Origin of the sequence: Stenotrophomonas sp. PS02298 (genome assembly GCF_029959445.1) — a bacterium.
In the GTDB taxonomy this organism is placed as follows: Bacteria; Pseudomonadota; Gammaproteobacteria; order Xanthomonadales; family Xanthomonadaceae; genus Stenotrophomonas.
Genome location: NZ_JASCOR010000077.1, coordinates 1 through 20,876 on the forward strand (window position 1 = coordinate 1; position 20,876 = coordinate 20,876).

Sequence of the window (20,876 nt, forward strand, 5' to 3'; positions counted from 1 at the left end):
ACCCGGGAGTTTGGAAGACAAATCTCCGAGAACGGCCCCGGGTGCGCTTTCGCTTACCCGGGCTACGGGGACGGGGCTCCTCGGTCGCCCCCATATTCCATGGCGGCATCAGTTCCATCCGGATGCATGCATGAACCTGCGGGCGTTCTTAGTAGAATGGGCCCCATGAACGCGCCTACCGTCCCCTACGACGCCCAGCGACTGAGCGAACTGGCCCAGCTGCTGATCGACAACATCCGTGAGCTGGCCCACGCCGGCTGGACACCTGCCACCAGCAGCAACTTCTCGCACCGGCTGGACGACCAGCATGCGGCCATCACCGTGTCCGGCAAGGACAAGGGCCGGCTGATCGAAAGCGACATCATGGTGGTGGATTTCGACGGCAAGGCCGTGGGCCGGCCGCTGCGCCCTTCGGCGGAAACCCTGTTGCACACTCAGCTCTATGCCCGCTTCCCGGAAGTCGGCTGCGTGCTGCACACCCATTCACCGGTGCAGACCATCGCCTCGCGCCTGTACGGCAGCGACGGTCATATCCGCCTGGAGGGTTATGAGCTGCTCAAGGCCCTCCACGGCAATTCCACCCACGAAACCGCCGTCGACCTGAAGGTGTTCCCCAACACCCAGGACATGGACGTGCTCGCCGCCCAGGTTGAAGCCGAACTCGACAAGGGGCCGATGTGGGGCTATCTGATCGACGGCCATGGCCTGTATGCCTGGGGCCGCGACATGGCCGAAGCCCGTCGCCACCTGGAGGCGTTTGAGTTCCTGCTGCATTGCGAACTGGAACTACGCCGCCTGCGCGGCCACGCCTGATCCTTCCTTCTACTACGTCGAGTCCCCCATGAGCCGACTGCGCATTTTCAACGACACCGCCCCGGACGCACCGCTGTTCGACAGCCGCGACGGCGAGGTCATCGCTGCCGAACTGAACAAGATCGGCGTCACTTTCGAACGCTGGCAGGCCAAGCACCCGGTCACTCCGGGCGCCAACCAGGAAGAAGTGTTCGCCGCCTACCGCGAGGACATTGATCGCCTGGTCGCAGAGCATGGCTTCAAGAGCGTGGACGTGGCCTCGATCGCCCCGGACAACCCGGCGCGCGCCGAGATCCGCAAGAAGTTCCTCGACGAGCATTACCACAAGGAAGACGAAGTTCGCTTCTTCGTCGCAGGCTCCGGCCTGTTCACCCTGCACGTGGGCGACAAGGTCTATGAAGTGGAGTGCGTGAAGGACGACCTGATCGCCGTGCCCGACAGCGTCAACCATTGGTTCGACATGGGCGAGGAACCCAGCTTCGCCGCCATCCGCTTCTTCACCGAACCGGACGGCTGGGTCGGCCACTTCACCGGCACCGACATCGCCCAGCGCTTCCCACGCTACGAGCCCAGCGCGGCATAAGCCCCTGCTTTGCTTGAGCCGCTGCTTTGCTTGAGCCGCTGCTTTGCTTGAGCCCCTCTCCCGCAAGCGGGAGAGGGGTTGGGGTGAGGGTAGCTCCCCGCTCTTGCTTCCTATCCTCGCCAACTAAGCATTCGTGCCCCTAGCAGCACCATGCAGGAATACCAGCATGACCATCAAAGCCATCCTCACCGACATCGAGGGCACCACCTCCAGCATTTCCTTCGTCAAGGAAGTGCTGTTCCCGTATGCCCGCAACGCCCTGCCCGGCTTCGTGCAGGCACACGGCAACGAACCGCAGGTCCGCCAGTGGCTGGACGCGGTGGCCACCGAGATTTCCGCCAGCGCCTGCCAGGACGAAGTCATCGTCGAAACCCTGCAGGGCTGGATCGACCAGGACCGCAAGCACACCGCGCTGAAGGCGCTGCAAGGCATGCTCTGGGATGTGGGTTACCGCAACGGCGACTACACCGCCCATCTGTACCCCGAAGTGGCCGACGTGCTGCGCGGCTGGCACGCCAGCGGCCTGCCGCTCTACGTCTACTCCTCCGGCTCGGTGCCGGCGCAGAAGCTGTTCTTCGGCTTCAGCGATGCCGGTGACTTGAACAGCCTGTTTTCCGGCAACTTCGACACCGAGGTTGGCGGCAAGCGCGAGGCGCCCAGCTATGCGCATATCGCCAAGACCATCAACATCGCCCCGGCCGAGATCCTGTTCCTCTCCGACGTGGTCGAGGAATTGGACGCCGCGCGTGAGGCCGGCCTGCAGACGATGCTGGTCGACCGCCTCAGCGATTACCCGCAGCCGCGCAGCGGTGAGGCCACCCATGGCCACACCCGGGTCGAGCGCTTCGACCAGATAGCGCTTTGATTTTCTGATCGACGCACAGAATGACGGCCCCTCACGGGGCCGTTTTTTTGCTGGGCCCACCGCACATGCCTAGATGTGAAGCGCCGCTTTTCACACCAGCAGCACACCGGCATCACCACCGGTAAAGCAAACCCTGCGCAGGATCAACACTCCAACGCCGGCCCTGCCATCACACCAAGGACGCCCTCGCATGAGCATCACCGAAGAGATCGGTCAAGCGCTGGCCGCCGAGTTCGCCATTCCCGATGTCGGCACATTGACCGTGATCGTCTCGCGGCTGGCCACCGCCATCGTGCTGGGCGGACTGCTTGGCCTGGAACGCGAGCGCAAAGGACGCGCCGCCGGCTTGAAGACCCATATCCTGGTCTCGGTAGGTTCGGCGCTGTTCGTATTGGCACCTTTGCAGATGGGCATTTCTGGCGCCGATGTCACCCGCGTGATGCAGGGCATCGTTTCCGGCATCGGCTTCCTCGGCGCGGGCGCCATCCTCAAGCTCGACAACGAGGAACGCATCCAGGGCCTGACTACCGCCGCCGGCATCTGGATGACCGCAGCCATCGGCATGGCAGCCGGCATGGGCATGGAAATGGTGGCCTTCATCACCACGATTGCCGCCTTGGCGGTCGTGAGCACGCTACCGAAGCTGATGCCGGATAAACGGAAGAACGTCGATGGCAGCGAAGCAGACCTCGATACCTGACCAAACTGGCATCAAACCCTGCTTCTTTTTTGTGGGAGCGGCGTAAGCCGCGAAGCGAGCGAATCACCAGATCGCAACGCCGCCGATGTGTTGAGCAACACCGGCTTCGCGGCTTACGCCGCTCCAACAAGCCCGCGGATTACCTGGCTGGGCTACGCAGCACCAACACATCAATGCTGGAGCGCACGCCCAAGCGTGCGGTGAAACCATCCCATTGGCCGACACCGCTGCTGACGAACAAGGTCATGTCCTGTACCCGGTACTCGCCACGCACGTAGCCGTGGTTGAACGGTGCCACCACCCAGCGATCGAAACCCAGCATGTGGCCACCGTGGGTATGGCCGGATACCTGCAGGTCAATGGCACCAGTTGCCGCAGCGGCACGCGCCTGCTTCGGCTGGTGCGCGAGCAGGATGTGTACATCGCTGCCCTTGCCTCCGTTCACTACCGCTGGCATGTCCGGCGGCAAACCGCCGTGCATGTACGGCGCCTGCTTCAAGGCAGCCAGATCGCCAATACCCGACATCGCCAACGTACGTCCATTGATCGACAGGGTCGCAGTCTGGTTCTCCAGCACGCCCAATCCCATCTGCCGGAAGTGCGCCATCCAAGCGGCGTAGTCGTAGTAGTACTCATGGTTGCCCGGGGCCAGCCAAACCCCGTAAGGCGCCTTCAATTGGGCCAAGGGCTCGGCGAACCGGCCACTGTCTTCCAGACCACCATCGGCCATGTCACCGGGCAGAACGATCAGATCGGGCTTCGCCGCCAAGGTCGCATCGACGATGCGCTGGGTGCGCCAGGTGCGCTTGACCGGGCTGATATGCAGGTCGGCCAGAACCGCCATGCGCACGCCATCCATTTCCTTGGGCAGGTTCGGCACGACCAGATCGCGCTCGTGTACCTGCGGTGGCTTGAGGCCGTTGTAGATGGCAAGCGTGGCCAGCAACACGATCACCAGCGCCGCACCCTGATTGAAACCGACGCCATGCCACAGCATTGCGACGCGTGAGCTGCGCGGCAGCAGGCGTGACAGCAGCCAGCCGGCTTCGCGCAGCAGCACGAACACCAGTACCAGCATGAACATCACCAGCACCCAACCGAATACCAGCTGGATCCAGGCTTCGACCGTGTAACTGAAGATGTCCAGCCGCCACAAGGTGGCGAAGCCCAGGCCGATCAGGGCAAGCAGCACACTGATGCCGGTCCGCCACCGGCGCTGAGGCTTGGACAAGGGATGGACCGGCCACCAGAACAGGATGGCCAACAACGGCAGCAGCAGCGATACGATAAAAGTCATCAGCGGTACGCGGTAGGTAAACCAAGAACGCCCGCGATCAGACCGCCTGCGGGCTCAAGAGATTGCCGTGCACTGTGGCACAGCAACATGGCAAACCGAGCGCCCACAGCTGGAACACTACGTAGCCCTACCGTAGCGCCGAGCCATGCTCAGCTGGAGCGCACCGGCCACGCCTATTTGCCGATCGCTTCAGCGGCGAAGCCTGCAATCATTCTGATTGCAGGAACTTCTGCGGTTTCATTGTTGCCAGCTTCGCGGCTGACGCCGCTCCCACAAACAATCCCTGTAGCGCCGAACCATGCTCGGCTGAAGCTCTACCGGTTCGGCTGAAGCTCTACCGGTGAAACCCTTGCCGAGCATGGCTCGGCACTACGCTCCTGCCCCCTCCCTTTGGCCGCAGGCCAAGGGGAGGGCTGGGGAGGGGTTGGCTCTTTGCAGCAATCCCTCATGCCGAGCATGGCTCGGCACTACATGTAAGCGGCTGCGCCGCTTACTTGGACTTCTCGGCAATCCAGGCGTTGACCTTCTCGTCGAGCACGTCCAGCGGCACCGAGCCGTCCTTCAGCACTTCGGCATGGAACTCACGGATGTCGAACTTGGCACCCAGCGTGTCCTGCGCACGCTTGCGCAGTTCCTGGATCTTCAGTTCGCCCGTCTTGTACGCCAATGCCTGGCCCGGCCATGCGATGTAACGCTCGGCTTCGGCAACCGCATCCGGCTCGCTCACCGAGGAATTGGCGAACATGTAGTCCAGCACCTGCTGGCGGGTCCAGCCCTTGGAATGCAAGCCGGTATCCACCACCAGACGCACTGCGCGCCACAGCTCACCCTGCAAGCGACCGAAGTAGCTGTACGGGTCGGTGTAGACGCCCAGGTCCTTGCCCAGGCTTTCGGCATACAGGCCCCAGCCTTCGATGAAGGCGGTTTCGCCACCGAAGCGACGGAACGCCGGCACGCCCTTCAGTTCCTGCTGCAAGGCCAGCTGGAAGTGATGGCCCGGGATGGCTTCATGCAGGAACAGGTCTTCGGCATCCCAGGTCTTGCGCGTCGGCAGGTCGTAGGTGTTGACGTAGAAGATGCCCGGACGGCTACCGTCCTCGCTGGGCTGCATGTACTCGCCACCGGCGGCCGACTTGGCACGGAACGCTTCGATCGGACGGATCTCGAAACCGGCCTTCGGGGTCAGCGAGAACAGCTTGGGCACGTTCGCGTTGATCTTGGCTTCCAGTCCGCGGTAATGCTCCAGCAGCTCCGGCTCGGACTTGAACTCGAACTGCTTGTCGTTCTGCATGAACTTGAAGAAGTCCTGCAGCGAACCCTTGAAGCCCACCTCGGCCATCACCTTCTGGATTTCGCCATGGATGCGCGCCACTTCAGCCAGCCCGATCTCGTGGATCTGCTCGGGGGTCTGCGCGGTGGTGGTGCTCTGCTTGGCGTTGAAGGCGTACCACGCCTTGCCGTCCGGCAAGGAATCCAGACCGACCGTGTCACGGGTGGCCGGCAGGTATTCATTGGCGATGAAATCACGCTGCTGCTTGATCGCCGGCATCAGCTTGTCGTTGATCACCGCGCGGAAAGCTTCGGTCAGGCGATCCTTGTCGGCCTGCGGGAAGTCGGCCGGCAGCAGCTTGATCGGGCCCCAGAACTGGCTGTCCTCGGCCTTGGCAGTGATGATCTCGTCGAACTGCGGCACCACTTTTTCCATCAACACGCGCGGCTGTACCACACCGGCCTTGATGCCTTCGCGCATGTTGGCGTTTTCAGTCTCCAGCAATACCGGAATGCGCGCCGCACGGGCCAACCAGTTGTCGTAGTCCTTGACCGTCTTGAACGGCTGCGCGACCTGGCCCGAACCCAGCATCACCGCATAGCTGACGGTGGAGCCCATCTGGTTGACCGGCATCATCCAGCTCGGGAATTTCTCCCCTTCCAGCGACTGCTTCTGCTCTTCAACGAAGATGCGGTAGCTGAGCAGGTCCTGCCCGGCCAGCCCGGCATCGCCGATCTTCTCGGCCTTGCCCAGCCATTCCTGGGTGAAGTCGTGGCTCTGCTTGCGGAACTCGGCCGAGCCGAAGTCCGGCAGCTGGTCGTTGTAACGGTTGTCGCCTTGGAAAGTGGCCTGCAGCGGGTTCAGCTTGAGCACGCCTTCCCAGTAGTCGGCGTACAGCTGGTTCAGCTGCGCGGCCTTGTCGGCCTGCGGCGCCTGTGCAGTGCTGTCACCAGCGCTTGGCTGCGATGACGGTGAACAGGCGGCCAGCACGGTGGCCAAGGAGAACGAAACGGCTAGCGCCAGCGGTCGAACGGTCATCGGGGGTGTCCAGAACAGGGAACAAGGCCGCCAGCGTCAGCGCTACTGTGCCCAGTCGAAAGGGCCAAAGGTCATTACCGGCAGGTTTCACATCGCGGTCCGGGCTGCAAACCGTCATAATCCCCACTCAGCTGTGGTCGCCACGGGCGCCTGCTACCTCCTCTCACGCTCTCCCGGGGCACCCGTGCTCCGGCGCGAGCCTTCGCCGTTGCTGTATCTATGACTACTTCGCGCCGCCCGTTGGGCTTCTGGTCCGCTACCGCCCTGGTTGTTGGCAGCATGATCGGCTCGGGCACCTTCCTGCTACCCGCCACCCTCGCCCCCTACGGCGCGGCAACGCTGATTGGTTGGAGCATCACCTTGTGCGGCGCGCTGCTGCTGGCGATCACTTTTGCCCAGCTGGCCAAGCGCTGGCCACAGACTGGCGGCCCCTACGTGTTCGCCCGCAACGCCTTTGGCGAGCTGCCCGGCTTTCTGGTCGCCTGGAGCTACTGGATCTCAATGTGGTGTGCGATTGCCGCGATCGCCGTGGCTTTCGCCGGCAGCATCGGCGCCATCTTTCCTGCCCTGACCGCAACCCCGGTGCACGCTGCGGCCTGCGGTCTTGTCGCGCTGTGGCTGTGCGCGGGCGTGAACCTGATCGGTGTACGCGAGGCCGGACGCCTGCAGCTGGCAACCACTGTATTGAAAGTCGTCCCCTTGCTGATGTTCGGTCTGGTCGCGCTGTGGCTGGTGGATACCAGCCACTACGTGCCCTTCAACCCTTCCGGCGAATCGCTGGGCAGCGTTGCCGCCGCATCCGTGGCGCTGACCCTGTGGGCGATGATCGGCCTGGAGGCAGCCACGGTCCCGGCCGAGTCGGTCGATGACGCACCACGCACCGTTGCCCGCGCCACGGTGGCCGGCACCGCCATCGCCGGTATCGCAACCGTGCTCGCCTGCACCACCGTACTTGGCCTGCTGCCTGCCGATGTGCTGGCCAGTTCCAGCGCACCGATGGCCGATGCCGCTGCCGCGCTGTGGGGGCCGACCGCCGGCATGCTGCTGGCCGTGGTGATGGCCATCTCCTGCGTGGGCGCACTGAATGGCTGGACGCTGCTGGCAGCACAGCTGCCGATGGCCGCCGCCCGCGATGGCGTGCTGCCGCGCGCCTTTGCCCACGAGAACAAGCGCGGCGCACCGGTCTTCGGCGTCATCGTCAGCTGCCTGCTGGCCACCGTATTGGTGATCTGCAACTACAACCGCTCGTTGGTCGACCTGTTCAAGTTCTCGGTGCTGCTGTCCACCGCTGCCACCCTGCTGCCCTACCTGGCCGGTGCTGCCGCATGGTTGTGGCGCGGCAGCGGTATTGCTTCGCGCATCGCCGCTGCTGGCGCATTGCTCTTCAGCCTGTACGCGCTTGCCGGCATCGGCAGCGAGGCCCTGTTGTGGGGCGTGGCCCTGATCGTGGCCGGCCTGCCGATCTACTTCTGGTTGCGCCGTCGCTGAGGAAGTGCCTGCGGCCCTCCTGTCTGTGGGAGCTGTGTAAGCCGCGAAGCTGGCAGCACCCAAACCTCTTGATCTGGTGATGTCTTTGTTTCGCGGCCAACGCCGCTCCCACAAGAATCTGCTGCGTAGTTCGTTCACCCATCAAGTGCCCGATAACGGAAGTCACTGATAGCCACTTCACCACGTCCTGCAGCATAGATGCCGATCTTCAGGCTCAAGAAGCCACCGAACACATTGTGGTGCAGGCCGGATACTTCCATCCGGGTCGGGTGCAACTGCCAGCTGCGGCCACCGTCATGTGAGTAGTGGAAAGTCACCACGTTGTTGCTGTTGTTCAAGCGCACCCGTACCGGGCCAGCGGCGCGCGGCGCACGTGCCCACACCAGTTCTTCGGCGTACTGGAAATTCTTGATGGTGGTGTCGTCAAAGCCGACACCGATGAACGCCTTGTTGTTGTAGAACAGCAGCAGGCCGGCTTCCGCACCCATGCCAGGTGCCATGGTTACCTCCACCTCGTAGGAGCGGTCGGGCACCACGCAGGTCAGTGGCGAGCTGTCGATCGGCGAGGCACCGCTGGCTTTCAGTCGCAGCACGCCATTGTCATAGCGGGCACGCTTGCGCTCGTCCGGCCCCGGATTGTGGAACGCCCATTGCGTGCCAAAGCGATCACCCGAGAAGTCGTCAGACAGCGCAAATCCCGCCGCGCTGGCCTTGCCACCTGCCGGCTTGCGCAGCGGCCGCGACAGATCCCCGCCCAGCGCTCGGAACCAACCGTCAGCGGTCCACTCGATAGGCTCCAGCAAGGTCTGTCGACCCAAGGTCCGGAAGCCGTTCTCATAAGCGTGATAGACCATCCACCAGTCGCCGGCCGGACCTTCCACCAGCGTTGCATGACCACGCGACCACCAAGGCTCCGCTTCTGATTGGGTGCGCACCAGCGGGTTCTGCGGGCAATGCTCCCACGGCCCATGGATGGAGCGCGAACGTGCGGCGATCACCATGTGCCCGGTGACGGGGCCGGCGGTCCCGCCTACCGCCGTGATCAGATAGAACCACTCACCGTGGCGCAGCAGCTTCGGGCCTTCGGGCGCGAAGTTCTCTGTGACCCAATCGTCCGGATAGCGCCACGGACTGTACGCAGGCTCCAACGCGCCATCGGTGGCCAGGCCGTCATCGCGCAGACGCACGCGGCGGATGCCGTTGACGAACAGATAGCGCTTGCCGTCCTCTCCGACGATATGGCCCGGATCGATGCAACCGTCGATCTCCAGGTCAATCGGCTCGCTCCACGGCCCTGCGATATCGTCAGCCCAGATAACGAAGATCGACCAGCCCTTGCCGGTCGGATTGGCCGGCAGATAGATGAAGTAACGACCGTCGTGCTTGCACAGGTCCACCGCCCAGATATCGCCGAGTGTCTTGTGCAGCGCTGGCCCGATCGGCGCCCAGTTGACCAGATCGGTGGAGTGCCAGATGACCAGGCCCGGATAGGAATAGAACGACGAGAACGTCATGTAGTAATCGTCGCCATCCTTGAGGATGGTCGGGTCTGGATGGTCCCCGGCGACGATGGGGTTGAGGTAGGTACCATCCCCGAGGTCAGCGATGCGCTGGCCTTCCGGCCCCTGGCCCCAGCGCAGCGGAGGGCTCGCGCAACTGCCAGCGACAGCCGGCTGCGCCAACACGGACAGCGGCGCAACCATGGCACCGGCAGCAACGGCTTTGAACAGCTCCCTGCGGGAAGTATCTGGCATGCAATTCACTCTCGGTCAGCGAAAGGCCGTCGCGACATCCTCACGGCCGGAACTGATCGAGTGTACCCGCAGATGGGCACGGGCCATCCATCTGGCCCACAGCCGCGTCTTCAGTCACCTGTGTGCGGGCGGTGTATTGCCCAAGGCCTTGTTGAGCGCGATGAACTGGCTGCGCAGCAATGCCTCGCCATCCACCAGGTCACGCCGCGTCTGCAGATAGCCTCTGCGTGCATCCAGCACTGCCAGGAAGTCGATCAGGCCAGCATCGTGCCGTGCCTGCGCGATCCTGTACGCATCCAACGTGGCCTGCTCGCGCACACGCAGCTGCGCGCGTTGCTGTTTGGCAGCGGCGTAGCCGTTCAAGGCATTGTCGATCTCCTGCCAGGCCTGCAGCACGGTCTTCTGGTAGGCCACTGCGGCCTCCTGCTGTTCCAGCTCACGCAGCTGCACCACGCTTTTGCGTCGGCCGTGATCGAACAGTGGCAGGTTCAGCACCGGGCCAATCGACCAGGTGCGGCTGCCCCAGTCCGAGAACTCACCGGACAGATACGACTCGTAGCCGAACTTGGCACCAAGCCGGATGCTGGGATACAGATCCGCCTGGGCAACACCGACGCTGGCCGTCGCCTGTTGCAGGCGTGCCTGCGCGGCACGTATATCCGGGCGCCGCTGCGCCACTTCCGACGGCAGGCCCAGCGACAGATCCGGCAGCGTGTCGCTGGCGGCAACCACCGGTGCTGCAAGCTGGCTGCGCAATGCGCCGGGGCGCTCGCCGAGCAGTAGCGTGAGTTGGTTGCTGCTACTGGCTTCCTCGGCCAGCAAGCCGGGCAAGCGCGCGCGCACAGCCGCCAGATCAGCCTGCTGACGGTCCAGATCCAGATGGTCCTGCAAGCCGCCGTCCACCCGCGCCTGCAGCAGCGACAGGCGTTCTTCCAATGCGCCAATGTCCTCGTGTGCCAGCTCGATCTGGCGCTGTGCGGCGCGCAACTGCACGTAACTGCGTGCCACCTCGCTGCTGACACTCAACCTTGCCAGATCCAACAATGCGGCCTGCTGCGCCACGCTGGCATCGGCTGCCTCGATTGAACGCCGCACCCTACCCCACAAGTCCAGCTCCCAGGATGCATCGAAGCCGGCCTGGTACAGATTGAATGGCTCGGCCAGCAGCTGTTTCAGTGCGCCACTGTCATTGCTGAGGATGTCGAGCATGCGCGTGCCAGCGCCGTTCTCGCTTTGGCGCTGTCGGTTGACGCCTGCCGATGCGTTCACATCGAGACCGCGCTGCGCGGCAACCGTGCGCCGCTGCGCCCGCGCCTGGGCGAAGTGCAAGGCAGCCGTGCGCAGGTCCGGGCTCGCCTGCAAGGCGCGTCGTTGCAGTTCATCCAGGGTCGGATCCGACAGCTGCGTCCACCACGCCAGCTGCAGCGCCTGCGTACCGAGGTCGACATTTAGTGACGCGTCACCGCCCCGCCATTGTGTCCAGTCGGCAGGGGCCGCCGTGTCCGGACGCACGAAGTCCGGTCCGACCGCGCAGCCGCCAAGCACCAGGCCAGCAGCAAGCGGCGACAGCAGCAGTGGCATGTTCAACAGTGAGCGCAAGTGGAGAAACATGGATCGCGTCCTAGGTAAGCCGATTACGGAACAACCACGCCGCCAACGGCAAGGTGATCGCCGCCACCGCCAGCATGGGGATGAAGTTGAAGCCCACTTCCTGCAGGCCCGCCCCTTCCAGATAGACCCGTCGCACCAGATCGATGCCAAAGCGCAGCGGATTGGCATAGGTCGCCACCTGCAGCAGCTTGGGCATGTTGGCCACCGGCGTCATCAAGCCCGACAACAGCATCAACGGCATGATCAACAAGAAGGTGTAAAGCATCGCCTGCTGCATGTTGGCGGCCACCGCCGAGATCGAAAGCCCGATACCTACCGAGGCCACCGTGAACACCGCCAGCGCCAGATACAACACGCCCACCGAGCCGGCCATCGGGATCTGGAACCAGAAACGGATGATCAACAGGATGATGGTGGACTGCACCAGCCCCACCAGAATCGACGGCAAGGCCTTGCCGATCAGGATCTGCATCGGCGTCAGCGGCGTGACCAGCAATTGATCGAAAGTGCCCTGTTCGCGTTCGCGCGCCACCGACAAGGCTGCGATCAACAGGGTCTGCAACATGCTCAACGCGGCGATCAACGCTGGCATCAGCTGCCAGCGCGACTCCAGGTTCGGGTTGTACCAGCTGCGTGTGACCAGCTGCACCGCCTGCCCGCCGGTGGCGCCTGTCTGGTTCAACTGCGTTCGATTGGACTGTTCCCGGTTGAAATCGGCGACGATGGAGCCGATGTAACCAGCAGCGGCACCCGCGGTGGTGGAGTTGCGGCCATCCATGATCAACTGCAACGGTGCACTCTGCCCAGCGGCCAGTCGCTGCTCGAAATCAGCTGGAATGCTGATCACCAGTAACACTTCATTGGCGTCGATCACGCCAGCAATCTGCGCCGATGAAGCCAACGTTGCCGTGCGCTCGAACATACCCGCACCATCCATCCGCGAAAGCAACTCGGTCGACGCCTGTCCACCGCTTAGGTCGAGCACCGCGTACGGCACATGACGCAGATCGAAGGTCGCGCCGTAGCCAAACAACAACGCCTGCATCAGCGCCGGCATGAACAGCATGGCGCGACTGGAAGGCTCTTTCAGCAGGGTGATCAGCTCCTTCCTGCACAGGAAGGCAATACGCCTGAAATAGATCGCGATGGCTTCCATGCCTACACCAGCCTCTTGCGCAGCTTGGAGCGGGTAGCCGCAAACAACAACAGCGCGTACAGCAACAGGATGGCCGACTTCTGCAGGAACAGCGGCCAGTTATCGCCGGTCAGGAACAGCGATTTGATCAGCCCCATGAAATGCGTAGCCGGCAGCAGCTGGCTGATGACCTGCACCGCGACCGGCATGTTGCGCAGGTCGAATACGAAGCCGGACAGCATCATCGCCGGCATGAAACTGGTCAACAGTGCCACCTGACTGGCCTGGAACTGGTTGCGGGTCAGCGCCGAAATGAACAGGCCCAGCAGCAACGACACCGTCAGGTAGAGCAAAGAACTGACCACGATCGCCAACAACGAGCCGCGCATCGGCACCTCGAACAGAAAGCGCGCAGTCAGCAGGCAGATCGCCAGATTGATCGCACCGATGCCGAGATACGGCAGCAGCTTTGCCAGCACCAGTTCGGTAGGTCGTACCGGCGTCACGAACAGTGCTTCCAAGGTGCCACGCTCCCATTCACGCGCAACCAGCAGCGAGGTCAGGAAGGCACCGATCAAGGTCATCACCAGAACGATCAAGCCCGGCACCAGGTACCAGGTGCTGGTGCTTGCCTCGTTGAACCACATGCGCTGGACAACACTGACACCGCCACCCGCACTGCTGCCGGCTTGCCTATCAAGCGTGGTTTGCAGCTGCGTCGCCAGCGCACCGCCCACATAGCCTTCCAGCGTACGCGCGGTGTTGGCATCCACGCCGTTGAGGATGAGCTGCACCTGCGCATTGCCTTCAGCCCTGCGCCGGCTGAAATCCACCGGCACATGCACAATGCCGCCAACCTTGCCTTGCCGCATCAAGGCCACCGCGGCAGTCATGTCGCCGACCTGCACCGGCGCCAGATACGGCGAACCCTGCAGCCCGGCAACCAGCGACTGTGTGGTCGGCGAGCGCTCATCCAGCACCACCGCAACCGGTGCGTGGCTGACATCGAACGACAAGCCGTAGCCAAACAGCAGGATCAAGCCCGCCGGCAACAACAGGCCCACCGCAAGGCTGCTGCGTTCACGCAGCATCTGACGGGTCTCCTTGCGCACCAGCGCCGATAAGCGGGACAGGAATCCGGACATCACGCGGCCCTGCCACCGGCAGCGGCACTACGCTGCGCGCGGCCCTGCTCGACGATGCCAATGAAGGCGGCATTCATGTCGATGCCGTCAGCGCCGGCCTGCTCGCGCACCTGCTGCGGCGTTCCCAGGGCCAGCAGTTCACCGGCGTCCTGGATGGCGATGCGATCGCAGTATTCCGCTTCCTCCATGAAATGGGTAGTGACGATGATGGTCACGCCCTGCTGCGCCAGCCCGGTGATGGTGCGCCAGAAAGCGCGCCGCGCCAGTGGGTCGATGCCGCTGGTAGGTTCATCCAGGAACAAGATCTCCGGCGCATGCAGCAAGCCCACCGCCATTGCCAGTCGCTGTTTGTAGCCTGCAGGCAAGTCGCCACTGCGGGCATCCGCCTGCAGGTCGAAGCGTTTGATGGCATCGGCAACACGCCCGCGCAGTTGCGTGCCGGCAAGACCATAAGCACCACCGAAGAACTCCAGGTTCTCACGCACACTCAAATTGGCGTACAGCGCGAATTTCTGTGAGACATAGCCGATGCGTGCGCGGGCCTGGGCTCGGGCAGTGCGCAGGTTCAGACCAGCCACTTCCAGATGCCCACTGCTGGCCGGCAACAGACCGCAGAGCATGCGGAAGGTAGTGGTCTTGCCGGCACCATTGGGGCCGAGCAGGCCAAAGATCTCGCCGCGGTGCACATCGAAACTGGTGCTGGCCACGGCGGTGAAATCACCGAAGCGACGCACCAGATCGCGCACCACGATGACCGGCGCATCATCCTGCGGGATCCTGCTTGCTGCGACCTCGGCCGCCGGCAATGATGCTGGCGCCTCCTGCGCACGCAGCAGCATCATGAAGGCGTCTTCCAACTCCGCCGCTCGTCGGCTCGGCGGCTCGCCTTGCAGCAATCCGGCGATATCCGACGGCGCCACACCAGGCTGCAGGATGAAACGTACGGAACCGGCACGCGGCACCGCATCCAGCACGTGCCGGGTATCGTCGATCAGCTGCGCCTGCAGCTCACGCGGCTGCCGCGTCGGCGCGGGCGCTACCGCCCAGGTCAGGCCCTGTGCCTTGTCGGTCAGCGCGGCAGGATTGCCTTGCGCCAGCAAACGCCCCTGATGCAGCACGAAGATCTGCTCGCAGCGCTCAGCCTCGTCCATGTAAGCCGTGCTGACCAGCACGCTGAGCTGCTCCTCCTGCACCAGCTGCTGGATGATCTTCCACAGTTCGCGCCGCGACAGTGGATCGACGCCGACACTGGGCTCGTCCAGCAGCAACAGCTGCGGTGAACGCACCAGGGTGCAGGCCAGGCCCAGCTTCTGCTTCATGCCACCTGACAACTTGCCGGCCGGGCGTTGCCTGAATGCAGCCAGGTCGGTCATCTGCAACAGGCGTTCGAAGCGCGCATGGCGTTCGTCCGCAGGCACACCATGCAGATCCGCGTACAGATCCAGGTTCTCCTGCACGCTGAGGTCTTCGTACAGGCCAAAGCGCTGCGGCATGTAGCTGATGCGATCCTGCACCTGCTGCGGCTGCCGTGCCACGTCATGGCCAAGCACCTGCAACTGGCCAGAATCGGCGGGCAGCAAACCAGCAACCATGCGCAGAAAGGTGGTCTTGCCGGCACCATCCGGTCCAACCAGTGCAGTCAGCTCGCCCTTGCGAACGCGCAGGGAAATCCCGGCCAGCGCCTCCAACTGCCCGCCACCGGCGGCCGGAAAGCACTTGCGCAGGTCGACCGCGACAACCGTGGCAGTCGCCGCTTCCATCAACGCGCCGTGTCCTGCAGGCGCACGCTCACCGGCTGGCCCATGCGTAGCTGATCCTGCGGATCCTCGACCACCACGCGCACTTCGTAGACAAGGCTGGTGCGCAGCTCTTCGGTCTGCACGGACTTCGGGGTGAACTCGGCCACCGAGGAAATGAAGCCGACCTTGCCTGTCACCGGCTTGTCGGGGTGGCTGTCGCTCGTCACCTGCGCAAGCTGCCCGCTGCGGATACGACCGAGCTCGGTCTCGCTGGCAAACACCCGTACCCACTTCGGCTGCGTCAACGCCAGCGCGAACGCCGTGCGTTGCGGACCGGCCATGTCGCCGACTTCCACCAGCCGCGAGCGCACCATCGCCGCCACCGGCGCCTTCAGCTGGCCTTGCGCGATCTGGTGCTGCAGCAAGGCGAGCTGGGCATCGGCCACCTGCAATTGCGCCTCGGCTGCCGCAATGTCTTCCTTGCGCGGGCCTTGCTGCACCAGCGCCAGCGCCTGTTGCTGCAGCTCGGCAGTCGCTGCCGCCACTTTCGCCACGCTACGCGCGCGGTCCATTTCCTGCGCACTTACACCACGACCGTCCGTCGCGCTGGCCACGCCCTGCAAGCGCTGCAGGTCCTGCGCTGCACGCGCTGCATCGGCCTGCGCTGCGGCCAGCTGGCTCCTGGCCTGCACGACTTCCTGCGGCCGCGCGCCGTTGTGCAGCCGCGCCACCGTCTGCCGCTGCGTCTCGATCTGTGCCTTGGCTTGATCTGCCTGCAATTGCAGGGTGCGGGTGTCGAGCGTGGCCAGCACATCGCCGGCCTTGACCTTGTCGCCTTCCTCCACCCGCACTTCCTGCACCCGGCCGCTGCCATCAAAGGCAAGCGACACCTGCCGGATGTCCACATTGCCCTGCAACTGCAGGCCATCGCCAGCCGGCTTATCCCGGCTGCTCCACCACAGCAGCAGCACGACCAGCAACGCAACGGCGGCCACCACGACAAGGACGGGCTTCTTCATCAGGACGCTTCCGCAAGCAGGACGGTATCTGCCGAACAGCCTAATTCAAATTAAATTTAATTTAAAGTAGTGCCGGACGGGGCGATGAAGCAGGCTAAACTTGCCACGCAATGAGCACTCAGAAAACCACCCCACGCGGACCACGCACCGACGGCGAGGCCACCCGTGCCCGCCTGCTGGAGGCGGCCGGCCAGCTGTTCTCGCAACAGGGCTTTGCCGAAACCACCAGCAAGGCTGTGGCCCAGCTGGCCGCTGCCGACCTGGCATCCATCAACTACCACTTCGGCAGCCGCAACGGCCTGTACCAGGCCGTGCTGCTGGAAGCACACCGGCAGCTGCTCGATCTTGATGACCTGCAGCGGATCGCCGGCAGCGCGCTGAACCCGGAGCAGCGCCTGTACGAATTGCTCGCCGGCCTGGTCCAGCGCGCCCAGCAACCCGAGGCCTGGGCACCACGCGTGCTGGCACGCGAACTGCTGGCGCCCTCCTCGCATCTACAGGTGCTGATGGAAGAAGCGATTCCGCCGAAGATGATGGCGGTGGCGCAGATCCTCAGTGAGATCTCCGGCATTCCCGCCACTGAACCGGCCCTGCTGCGCTGCCTGCTGAGCGTCGCCGCGCCCTGCATGATGTTGATCGTGATCGGCCGAGACGTACCCGGCCCGTTGCAGGCAGTGGTGCAAGGCCCATCGCAGCCGCTGCTGGCACATCTGCACCGCTTTGCGATCGCCGGCCTGCAGGCGGTCGGCGAGGACTACCGCAGCAAGCCAGCAGCAAAGAATGTGGGAGCGGTGTAAATCGCGACGCTGGACTTGTTCGGCTGGTGATACAGACGCGATCTGGTAGACCATCAGCTCCGCGGCTTACGCCGCTCCTACAAAAGCACGCCGCCGCGCCAAAAACCCGCCGCCAACGCTGTGGCACCGCTCTTGCATCTGCCCCGGCATGAGTCCCGAACTTGCCCTCACCGAACTCCGCGGCGGCCTGGTTGCCACCTTGTGGATCGCCGGTCCGTTGCTACTTGTCGTGCTGGTCGTCGGCGTGGTTGTCGGCGTCATCCAGGCCGCTACCCAGATCAACGAGCCGACCATTGCCTTTGTCGCCAAGGCCGCGGCCCTGACCGCGGCGCTGTTTGCGCTCGGCAGCCTGCTGCTGGGGCACCTGGTCGAGTTCACCGTCATGCTGTTCCAGCGCATCCCGCACCTGATCGGTTAGCGCGATGGACTCGGTCACCCAGACAGTCATCGACGGCCAGCAGGCCTTTGCCATCATCGGCAATACCCTGTGGATCATGCTGCGCATCGGCGCGATGCTGATGGCCATGCCGATGATCGGCACCCGTGCGGTACCGGCGCGGGTGCGGGTGCTGCTGGCGGTGGCACTGTCCGTGGCACTGTCCCCGGTCCTGCCGCCGATGCCGATCTTCAACGGCTTTGACTCGATGACCGTGCTCAGCATCCTGCGCGAGGTAGCCGTGGGGGTCAGCATCGGCTTCCTGCTGCGGCTGATCTTCGAAGCCGGCGCAATGGCCGGCGAAATGATCGCGCAGAGCACTGGCCTGGCCTTCGCGCAGATGGCCGACCCGATGCGCGGCGGCAGCTCCGGCGTGATCGGGCAATGGTTCTACCTGATGTTCGGCCTGCTGTTTTTCACCAGCAATGGCCATCTGGCACTGATTTCCTTGCTGGTGGACAGCTACAAGGCGCTGCCCATCGGTACCGCCCTGCCCGATCCGCATGCGGTCGCCACGCTGGCGCCGACCCTTGCCCTGCAGATTTTCCGGGGTGCACTGTCACTGGCGCTGCCGTTGGTGGTGGCGATGCTGGCGATCAACCTGGTCTTTGGCGTCCTTTCCCGTGCGGCACCGGCACTCAACCCCATGCAGCTGGGCCTGCCGGTTGCCCTGCTGATCGGCCTATCACTGCTCACCCTGCTGGCCGGGGAAATGGGGCCGCCCGTACAGCGCCTGTTCGACACCGCCTTTGATACGGCGCGGCAAGTAACAATGTGACGCCCTACACAGCTCACGTTTTTGGATTTCACATTGCCTGAAGGCCCTCTTGCCGGTTCCCCTATACCGGTGGATAGTCCGGGGTACAGCACGGGCCGCAGGGGAATGCGGAACCGGCTACGACATCTCGCTTCCGCGACCGCGGCGCGACAACCTTAGGGAGAGGTTTGATGCTCGTTGGCAGCTACAACCCGTTGTTTGTCGTGCTGTCGATCCTGGTGGCAATCCTCGCCTCGTTCACGGCGCTGGACATGGCCTCACTGGTATCCGCCTCGCAACCACGTCGCGCCGCCGCCCGCTGGCTGTTGGCCGGCGGTGTTGCCATGGGTGCGGGCATCTGGTCCATGCACTTCGTCGGCATGCTGGCGTTCCGCCTGCCCATCCCGCTGGGCTACGACCTGTGGCTGACCGTGGAGTCACTGCTGGTAGCGGTCGCCGCCTCGATATTCGCCCTGTGGCTGGTGTCGCGCCCCACCCTGCCGCACCTGCGGCTGGCACTGGGCGCATTGTTGATGGGCCTGGGCATCGCCTGGATGCACTACGTCGGCATGTCGGCGCTGAAGATGACCCCGGAGATCGACTACGACCGGGTCTGGTTCGTGCTTTCGATCGTGATCGCGGTGGCTGCTTCATGGAGCGCCTTGTATATCGCCTTCCGCCTGCGCACGGTCGAACATGCGCTGCCGCCGCGCCTGATCGCTGCCGCCGTGATGGGCCTGGCCATCGTCGGCATGCACTACACCGGCATGGCGGCGGCACGCTTCCCCGCCAATTCCGTCTGCACGGCGGCCACCACCGGCGGCGTTCCCACCGAATGGCTGGCTGCCTGCGTGGTGCTGCTGACCGTTGGCGTGATGGGCGTGGTGCTGACCATTTCCCTGTTCGAGCAACGCATGCAGGCGCGCTTGCTGCATCTGCGCAATTCAATGCTGGCAGCCTCGCTGGACGATGCCCGCAAGGAACTGTTCCATGCCAGCCAGCACGACTCGCTGACCCGCCTGCCCAACCGCCAACTCTCGCATGAGCGCATCGAGCAGCTGCTGCAGGGCAACCAACCGTTCGTGGTGATGTCCATCGACCTGGATGGCTTCCGCCATATCAATGGCGCGTTTGGCTCGCAGACCGGCGATGCCGCCCTGGTCGACATCGGCGAACGCCTGCGTCAGCTGCTTCCAGCCGACGACCTGGTCGGCCGCCTTGGTGGCGACCAGTTCGTCATCGCCACCCAACTCAGGCATGCCGAGGAACTGGAGTCGCTGGCCGACCGCATCATGATGGCGGTCAATTCCGTGCGCGTTGCTGGACGTGAGCTGCGCATCACCGCCAGCCTGGGCATCGTCGAGCACCCACAGGTCGGCAACACCGCCGCGCAGCTGATCGCCATGGCCGAGACCGCCATGGCCTACGCCAGGCAATCCGGGCGCAACACACATGCGGTGTTCGCCGACTGGATGAACGACAACGTCGAGCAGGACCGGCGTCTGCTGGAAGACCTGCGCAAGGCCCTGGGCACGCCGCAGCTGTCACTGCATTACCAGCCGCGCGTGCACGCCAACAGCGGCCGCATCAGCGGTGCCGAGGCGCTTATCCGCTGGCGTCATCCCGAACACGGCTATGTGCCGGCCGAACGCATCATCCGGCTGACCGAGCAGAGCGGCCTGATGGACGTGATCGGCAACTGGGTGCTGGACGAGGCCTGCCGGCAGATGCGCTGCTGGCAGGACGCCGGCAACAGCGAGTGGCGGGTGGCGGTCAACCTGTCAGGGCGCCAGCTGGGCTCGCCGAAGCTGATCGAGGATGTGCGCAGCGCGCTGGAACGCAACGATCTTGAGCCCTCGCGCCTGATTCTGGAGATCAGCGAAGGCGCGGTGATGCGCGACACCGACAATGCCATCGCGGTGCTGCGCAGCGTCGCCGCGCTCGGCGTCGGCATCTCCATCGACGATTTCGGCATCGGCGTGTCCAGCCTGCTGCACCTGAAGCGCTTGCCCGCCACCGAGATCAAGATCGACCGCGCCTTCGTGCTGGCGTTGGAAGAAAGCGACGAGGACGTGGTGATCGTCTCGGCCATCGTTGCCCTTGGGCACGCGCTGAACATGGAGATCGTCGCCGAGGGCATCGAGACCCAGGGTCAACGTTCCTATGTGGAACGGCTGGGCTGCGATCACCTGCAGGGCTACCTGCTCGGCCGCCCGGTCAGTGCGGAGAACTTCATGCGCCTGCAAGGTGGCGATGCCCAGCACGCGGCACTGGAAGCACGGCTGGCTTCGTTCAACACCAGCCAGGAGTAGGCCCGTAGTGCCGAGCCATGCTCGGCAGGGGCATTACCCATGAACCCAAACCTGTAGTGCCGAGCCATGCTCGGCATGGGGATTTACCGGTAGAGCCCTTGCCGAGCATGGCTCGGC

17 protein-coding genes are annotated in these 20,876 nt (G+C 64.1%); 9 read left to right on the plus strand and 8 right to left on the minus strand.

Annotated features, from left to right (window positions below):
• Window positions 1-165 precede the first annotated feature (165 nt).
• The 4 genes from QMX78_RS12440 to QMX78_RS12455 all read left to right on the plus strand — a co-directional run bounded on the left by QMX78_RS12440 (window position 166) and on the right by QMX78_RS12455 (window position 2,961).
• Entirely contained in the window at window positions 166-813 is a 648-nt protein-coding gene (locus QMX78_RS12440; protein WP_282269952.1) for a methylthioribulose 1-phosphate dehydratase, read from the plus strand.
• A 28-nt stretch (window positions 814-841) separates the two neighbouring features.
• A complete protein-coding gene (locus QMX78_RS12445; RefSeq protein WP_282269954.1) occupies window positions 842-1,396 on the plus strand; it encodes an acireductone dioxygenase in 555 nt (184 codons plus the stop codon).
• 166 nt (window positions 1,397-1,562) lie between these two features.
• Window positions 1,563-2,261, plus strand: a complete 699-nt coding sequence (gene mtnC / locus QMX78_RS12450) for an acireductone synthase (RefSeq protein ID WP_282269957.1) — start codon at window positions 1,563-1,565, stop codon at window positions 2,259-2,261.
• Between the two features lie 190 nt (window positions 2,262-2,451).
• Window positions 2,452-2,961 (plus strand): MgtC/SapB family protein, encoded by a 510-nt coding sequence (locus tag QMX78_RS12455; RefSeq protein ID WP_282269961.1) that lies wholly within the window; start codon window positions 2,452-2,454, stop codon window positions 2,959-2,961.
• 139 nt (window positions 2,962-3,100) lie between these two features.
• Here the strand turns inward: QMX78_RS12455 and QMX78_RS12460 are convergent, their stop codons facing one another.
• Both QMX78_RS12460 and QMX78_RS12465 read right to left on the minus strand, forming a co-directional pair.
• Window positions 3,101-4,258 carry a metallophosphoesterase gene (locus tag QMX78_RS12460; RefSeq protein WP_282269963.1) on the minus strand — a complete coding sequence of 386 codons (1,158 nt, stop codon included), beginning with the start codon at window positions 4,256-4,258 and terminating at the stop codon, window positions 3,101-3,103.
• 490 nt (window positions 4,259-4,748) lie between these two features.
• Window positions 4,749-6,566, minus strand: a complete 1,818-nt coding sequence (locus QMX78_RS12465; RefSeq protein ID WP_282269965.1) for a DUF885 family protein — start codon at window positions 6,564-6,566, stop codon at window positions 4,749-4,751.
• Between the two features lie 219 nt (window positions 6,567-6,785).
• Between QMX78_RS12465 and QMX78_RS12470 the strand changes: the two genes are divergently transcribed.
• Window positions 6,786-8,054 (plus strand): amino acid permease, encoded by a 1,269-nt coding sequence (locus QMX78_RS12470; RefSeq protein ID WP_282269967.1) that lies wholly within the window; start codon window positions 6,786-6,788, stop codon window positions 8,052-8,054.
• Window positions 8,055-8,188: 134 nt separating this feature from the next.
• Here QMX78_RS12470 and QMX78_RS12475 read toward each other — a convergent pair whose 3' ends face one another.
• The 6 genes from QMX78_RS12475 to QMX78_RS12500 form a co-directional block, all read right to left on the minus strand.
• Complete coding sequence (locus QMX78_RS12475) at window positions 8,189-9,808, minus strand: family 43 glycosylhydrolase (protein WP_282269969.1); 1,620 nt, start codon at window positions 9,806-9,808, stop codon at window positions 8,189-8,191.
• A 114-nt stretch (window positions 9,809-9,922) separates the two neighbouring features.
• Complete coding sequence (locus QMX78_RS12480; RefSeq protein WP_282269971.1) at window positions 9,923-11,419, minus strand: efflux transporter outer membrane subunit; 1,497 nt, start codon at window positions 11,417-11,419, stop codon at window positions 9,923-9,925.
• Window positions 11,420-11,429: 10 nt separating this feature from the next.
• A complete protein-coding gene (locus QMX78_RS12485) occupies window positions 11,430-12,575 on the minus strand; it encodes an ABC transporter permease (RefSeq protein ID WP_282269973.1) in 1,146 nt (381 codons plus the stop codon).
• Window positions 12,576-12,577: 2 nt separating this feature from the next.
• Window positions 12,578-13,699: an ABC transporter permease gene (locus QMX78_RS12490; protein ID WP_282269976.1), complete on the minus strand. Its 1,122-nt coding sequence runs from the start codon at window positions 13,697-13,699 to the stop codon at window positions 12,578-12,580.
• A complete protein-coding gene (locus QMX78_RS12495; protein WP_282269978.1) occupies window positions 13,699-15,459 on the minus strand; it encodes an ATP-binding cassette domain-containing protein in 1,761 nt (586 codons plus the stop codon). Before QMX78_RS12495 ends, QMX78_RS12490 begins: the two co-directional genes overlap by 1 nt.
• Complete coding sequence (locus tag QMX78_RS12500) at window positions 15,459-16,457, minus strand: biotin/lipoyl-binding protein (protein ID WP_282269980.1); 999 nt, start codon at window positions 16,455-16,457, stop codon at window positions 15,459-15,461. Before QMX78_RS12500 ends, QMX78_RS12495 begins: the two co-directional genes overlap by 1 nt.
• A gap of 110 nt (window positions 16,458-16,567) precedes the next feature.
• Between QMX78_RS12500 and QMX78_RS12505 the strand changes: the two genes are divergently transcribed.
• The 4 genes from QMX78_RS12505 (at window position 16,568) to QMX78_RS12520 (ending at window position 20,759) form a co-directional block, all read left to right on the plus strand.
• Window positions 16,568-17,254: a CerR family C-terminal domain-containing protein gene (locus tag QMX78_RS12505; protein WP_282269982.1), complete on the plus strand. Its 687-nt coding sequence runs from the start codon at window positions 16,568-16,570 to the stop codon at window positions 17,252-17,254.
• Window positions 17,255-17,402: 148 nt separating this feature from the next.
• Window positions 17,403-17,672 carry a flagellar biosynthetic protein FliQ gene (locus tag QMX78_RS12510; protein WP_282269983.1) on the plus strand — a complete coding sequence of 90 codons (270 nt, stop codon included), beginning with the start codon at window positions 17,403-17,405 and terminating at the stop codon, window positions 17,670-17,672.
• Between the two features lie 4 nt (window positions 17,673-17,676).
• Window positions 17,677-18,468 (plus strand): flagellar biosynthetic protein FliR, encoded by a 792-nt coding sequence (gene fliR, locus QMX78_RS12515; protein ID WP_282269985.1) that lies wholly within the window; start codon window positions 17,677-17,679, stop codon window positions 18,466-18,468.
• Window positions 18,469-18,638: 170 nt separating this feature from the next.
• Window positions 18,639-20,759: an EAL domain-containing protein gene (locus QMX78_RS12520; protein ID WP_282269986.1), complete on the plus strand. Its 2,121-nt coding sequence runs from the start codon at window positions 18,639-18,641 to the stop codon at window positions 20,757-20,759.
• Window positions 20,760-20,876: the final 117 nt, after the last annotated feature.

Excerpts from the sequence above, each read along its gene's own strand:
- QMX78_RS12440 (WP_282269952.1), top strand. The coding sequence starts at position 166 with ATGAACGCGCCTACCGTCCCCTACGACGCCCAGCGACTGAGCGAACTG.
- QMX78_RS12445 (WP_282269954.1), top strand. The coding sequence starts at position 842 with ATGAGCCGACTGCGCATTTTCAACGACACCGCCCCGGACGCACCGCTG.
- mtnC (WP_282269957.1), top strand. The coding sequence starts at position 1,563 with ATGACCATCAAAGCCATCCTCACCGACATCGAGGGCACCACCTCCAGC.
- QMX78_RS12455 (WP_282269961.1), top strand. The coding sequence starts at position 2,452 with ATGAGCATCACCGAAGAGATCGGTCAAGCGCTGGCCGCCGAGTTCGCC.
- QMX78_RS12460 (WP_282269963.1), bottom strand. The coding sequence starts at position 4,258 with ATGACTTTTATCGTATCGCTGCTGCTGCCGTTGTTGGCCATCCTGTTC.
- QMX78_RS12465 (WP_282269965.1), bottom strand. The coding sequence starts at position 6,566 with ATGACCGTTCGACCGCTGGCGCTAGCCGTTTCGTTCTCCTTGGCCACC.
- QMX78_RS12470 (WP_282269967.1), top strand. The coding sequence starts at position 6,786 with ATGACTACTTCGCGCCGCCCGTTGGGCTTCTGGTCCGCTACCGCCCTG.
- QMX78_RS12475 (WP_282269969.1), bottom strand. The coding sequence starts at position 9,808 with ATGCCAGATACTTCCCGCAGGGAGCTGTTCAAAGCCGTTGCTGCCGGT.
- QMX78_RS12480 (WP_282269971.1), bottom strand. The coding sequence starts at position 11,419 with ATGTTTCTCCACTTGCGCTCACTGTTGAACATGCCACTGCTGCTGTCG.
- QMX78_RS12485 (WP_282269973.1), bottom strand. The coding sequence starts at position 12,575 with ATGGAAGCCATCGCGATCTATTTCAGGCGTATTGCCTTCCTGTGCAGG.
- QMX78_RS12490 (WP_282269976.1), bottom strand. The coding sequence starts at position 13,699 with ATGTCCGGATTCCTGTCCCGCTTATCGGCGCTGGTGCGCAAGGAGACC.
- QMX78_RS12495 (WP_282269978.1), bottom strand. The coding sequence starts at position 15,459 with ATGGAAGCGGCGACTGCCACGGTTGTCGCGGTCGACCTGCGCAAGTGC.
- QMX78_RS12500 (WP_282269980.1), bottom strand. The coding sequence starts at position 16,457 with ATGAAGAAGCCCGTCCTTGTCGTGGTGGCCGCCGTTGCGTTGCTGGTC.
- QMX78_RS12505 (WP_282269982.1), top strand. The coding sequence starts at position 16,568 with ATGAGCACTCAGAAAACCACCCCACGCGGACCACGCACCGACGGCGAG.
- QMX78_RS12510 (WP_282269983.1), top strand. The coding sequence starts at position 17,403 with ATGAGTCCCGAACTTGCCCTCACCGAACTCCGCGGCGGCCTGGTTGCC.
- fliR (WP_282269985.1), top strand. The coding sequence starts at position 17,677 with ATGGACTCGGTCACCCAGACAGTCATCGACGGCCAGCAGGCCTTTGCC.
- QMX78_RS12520 (WP_282269986.1), top strand. The coding sequence starts at position 18,639 with ATGCTCGTTGGCAGCTACAACCCGTTGTTTGTCGTGCTGTCGATCCTG.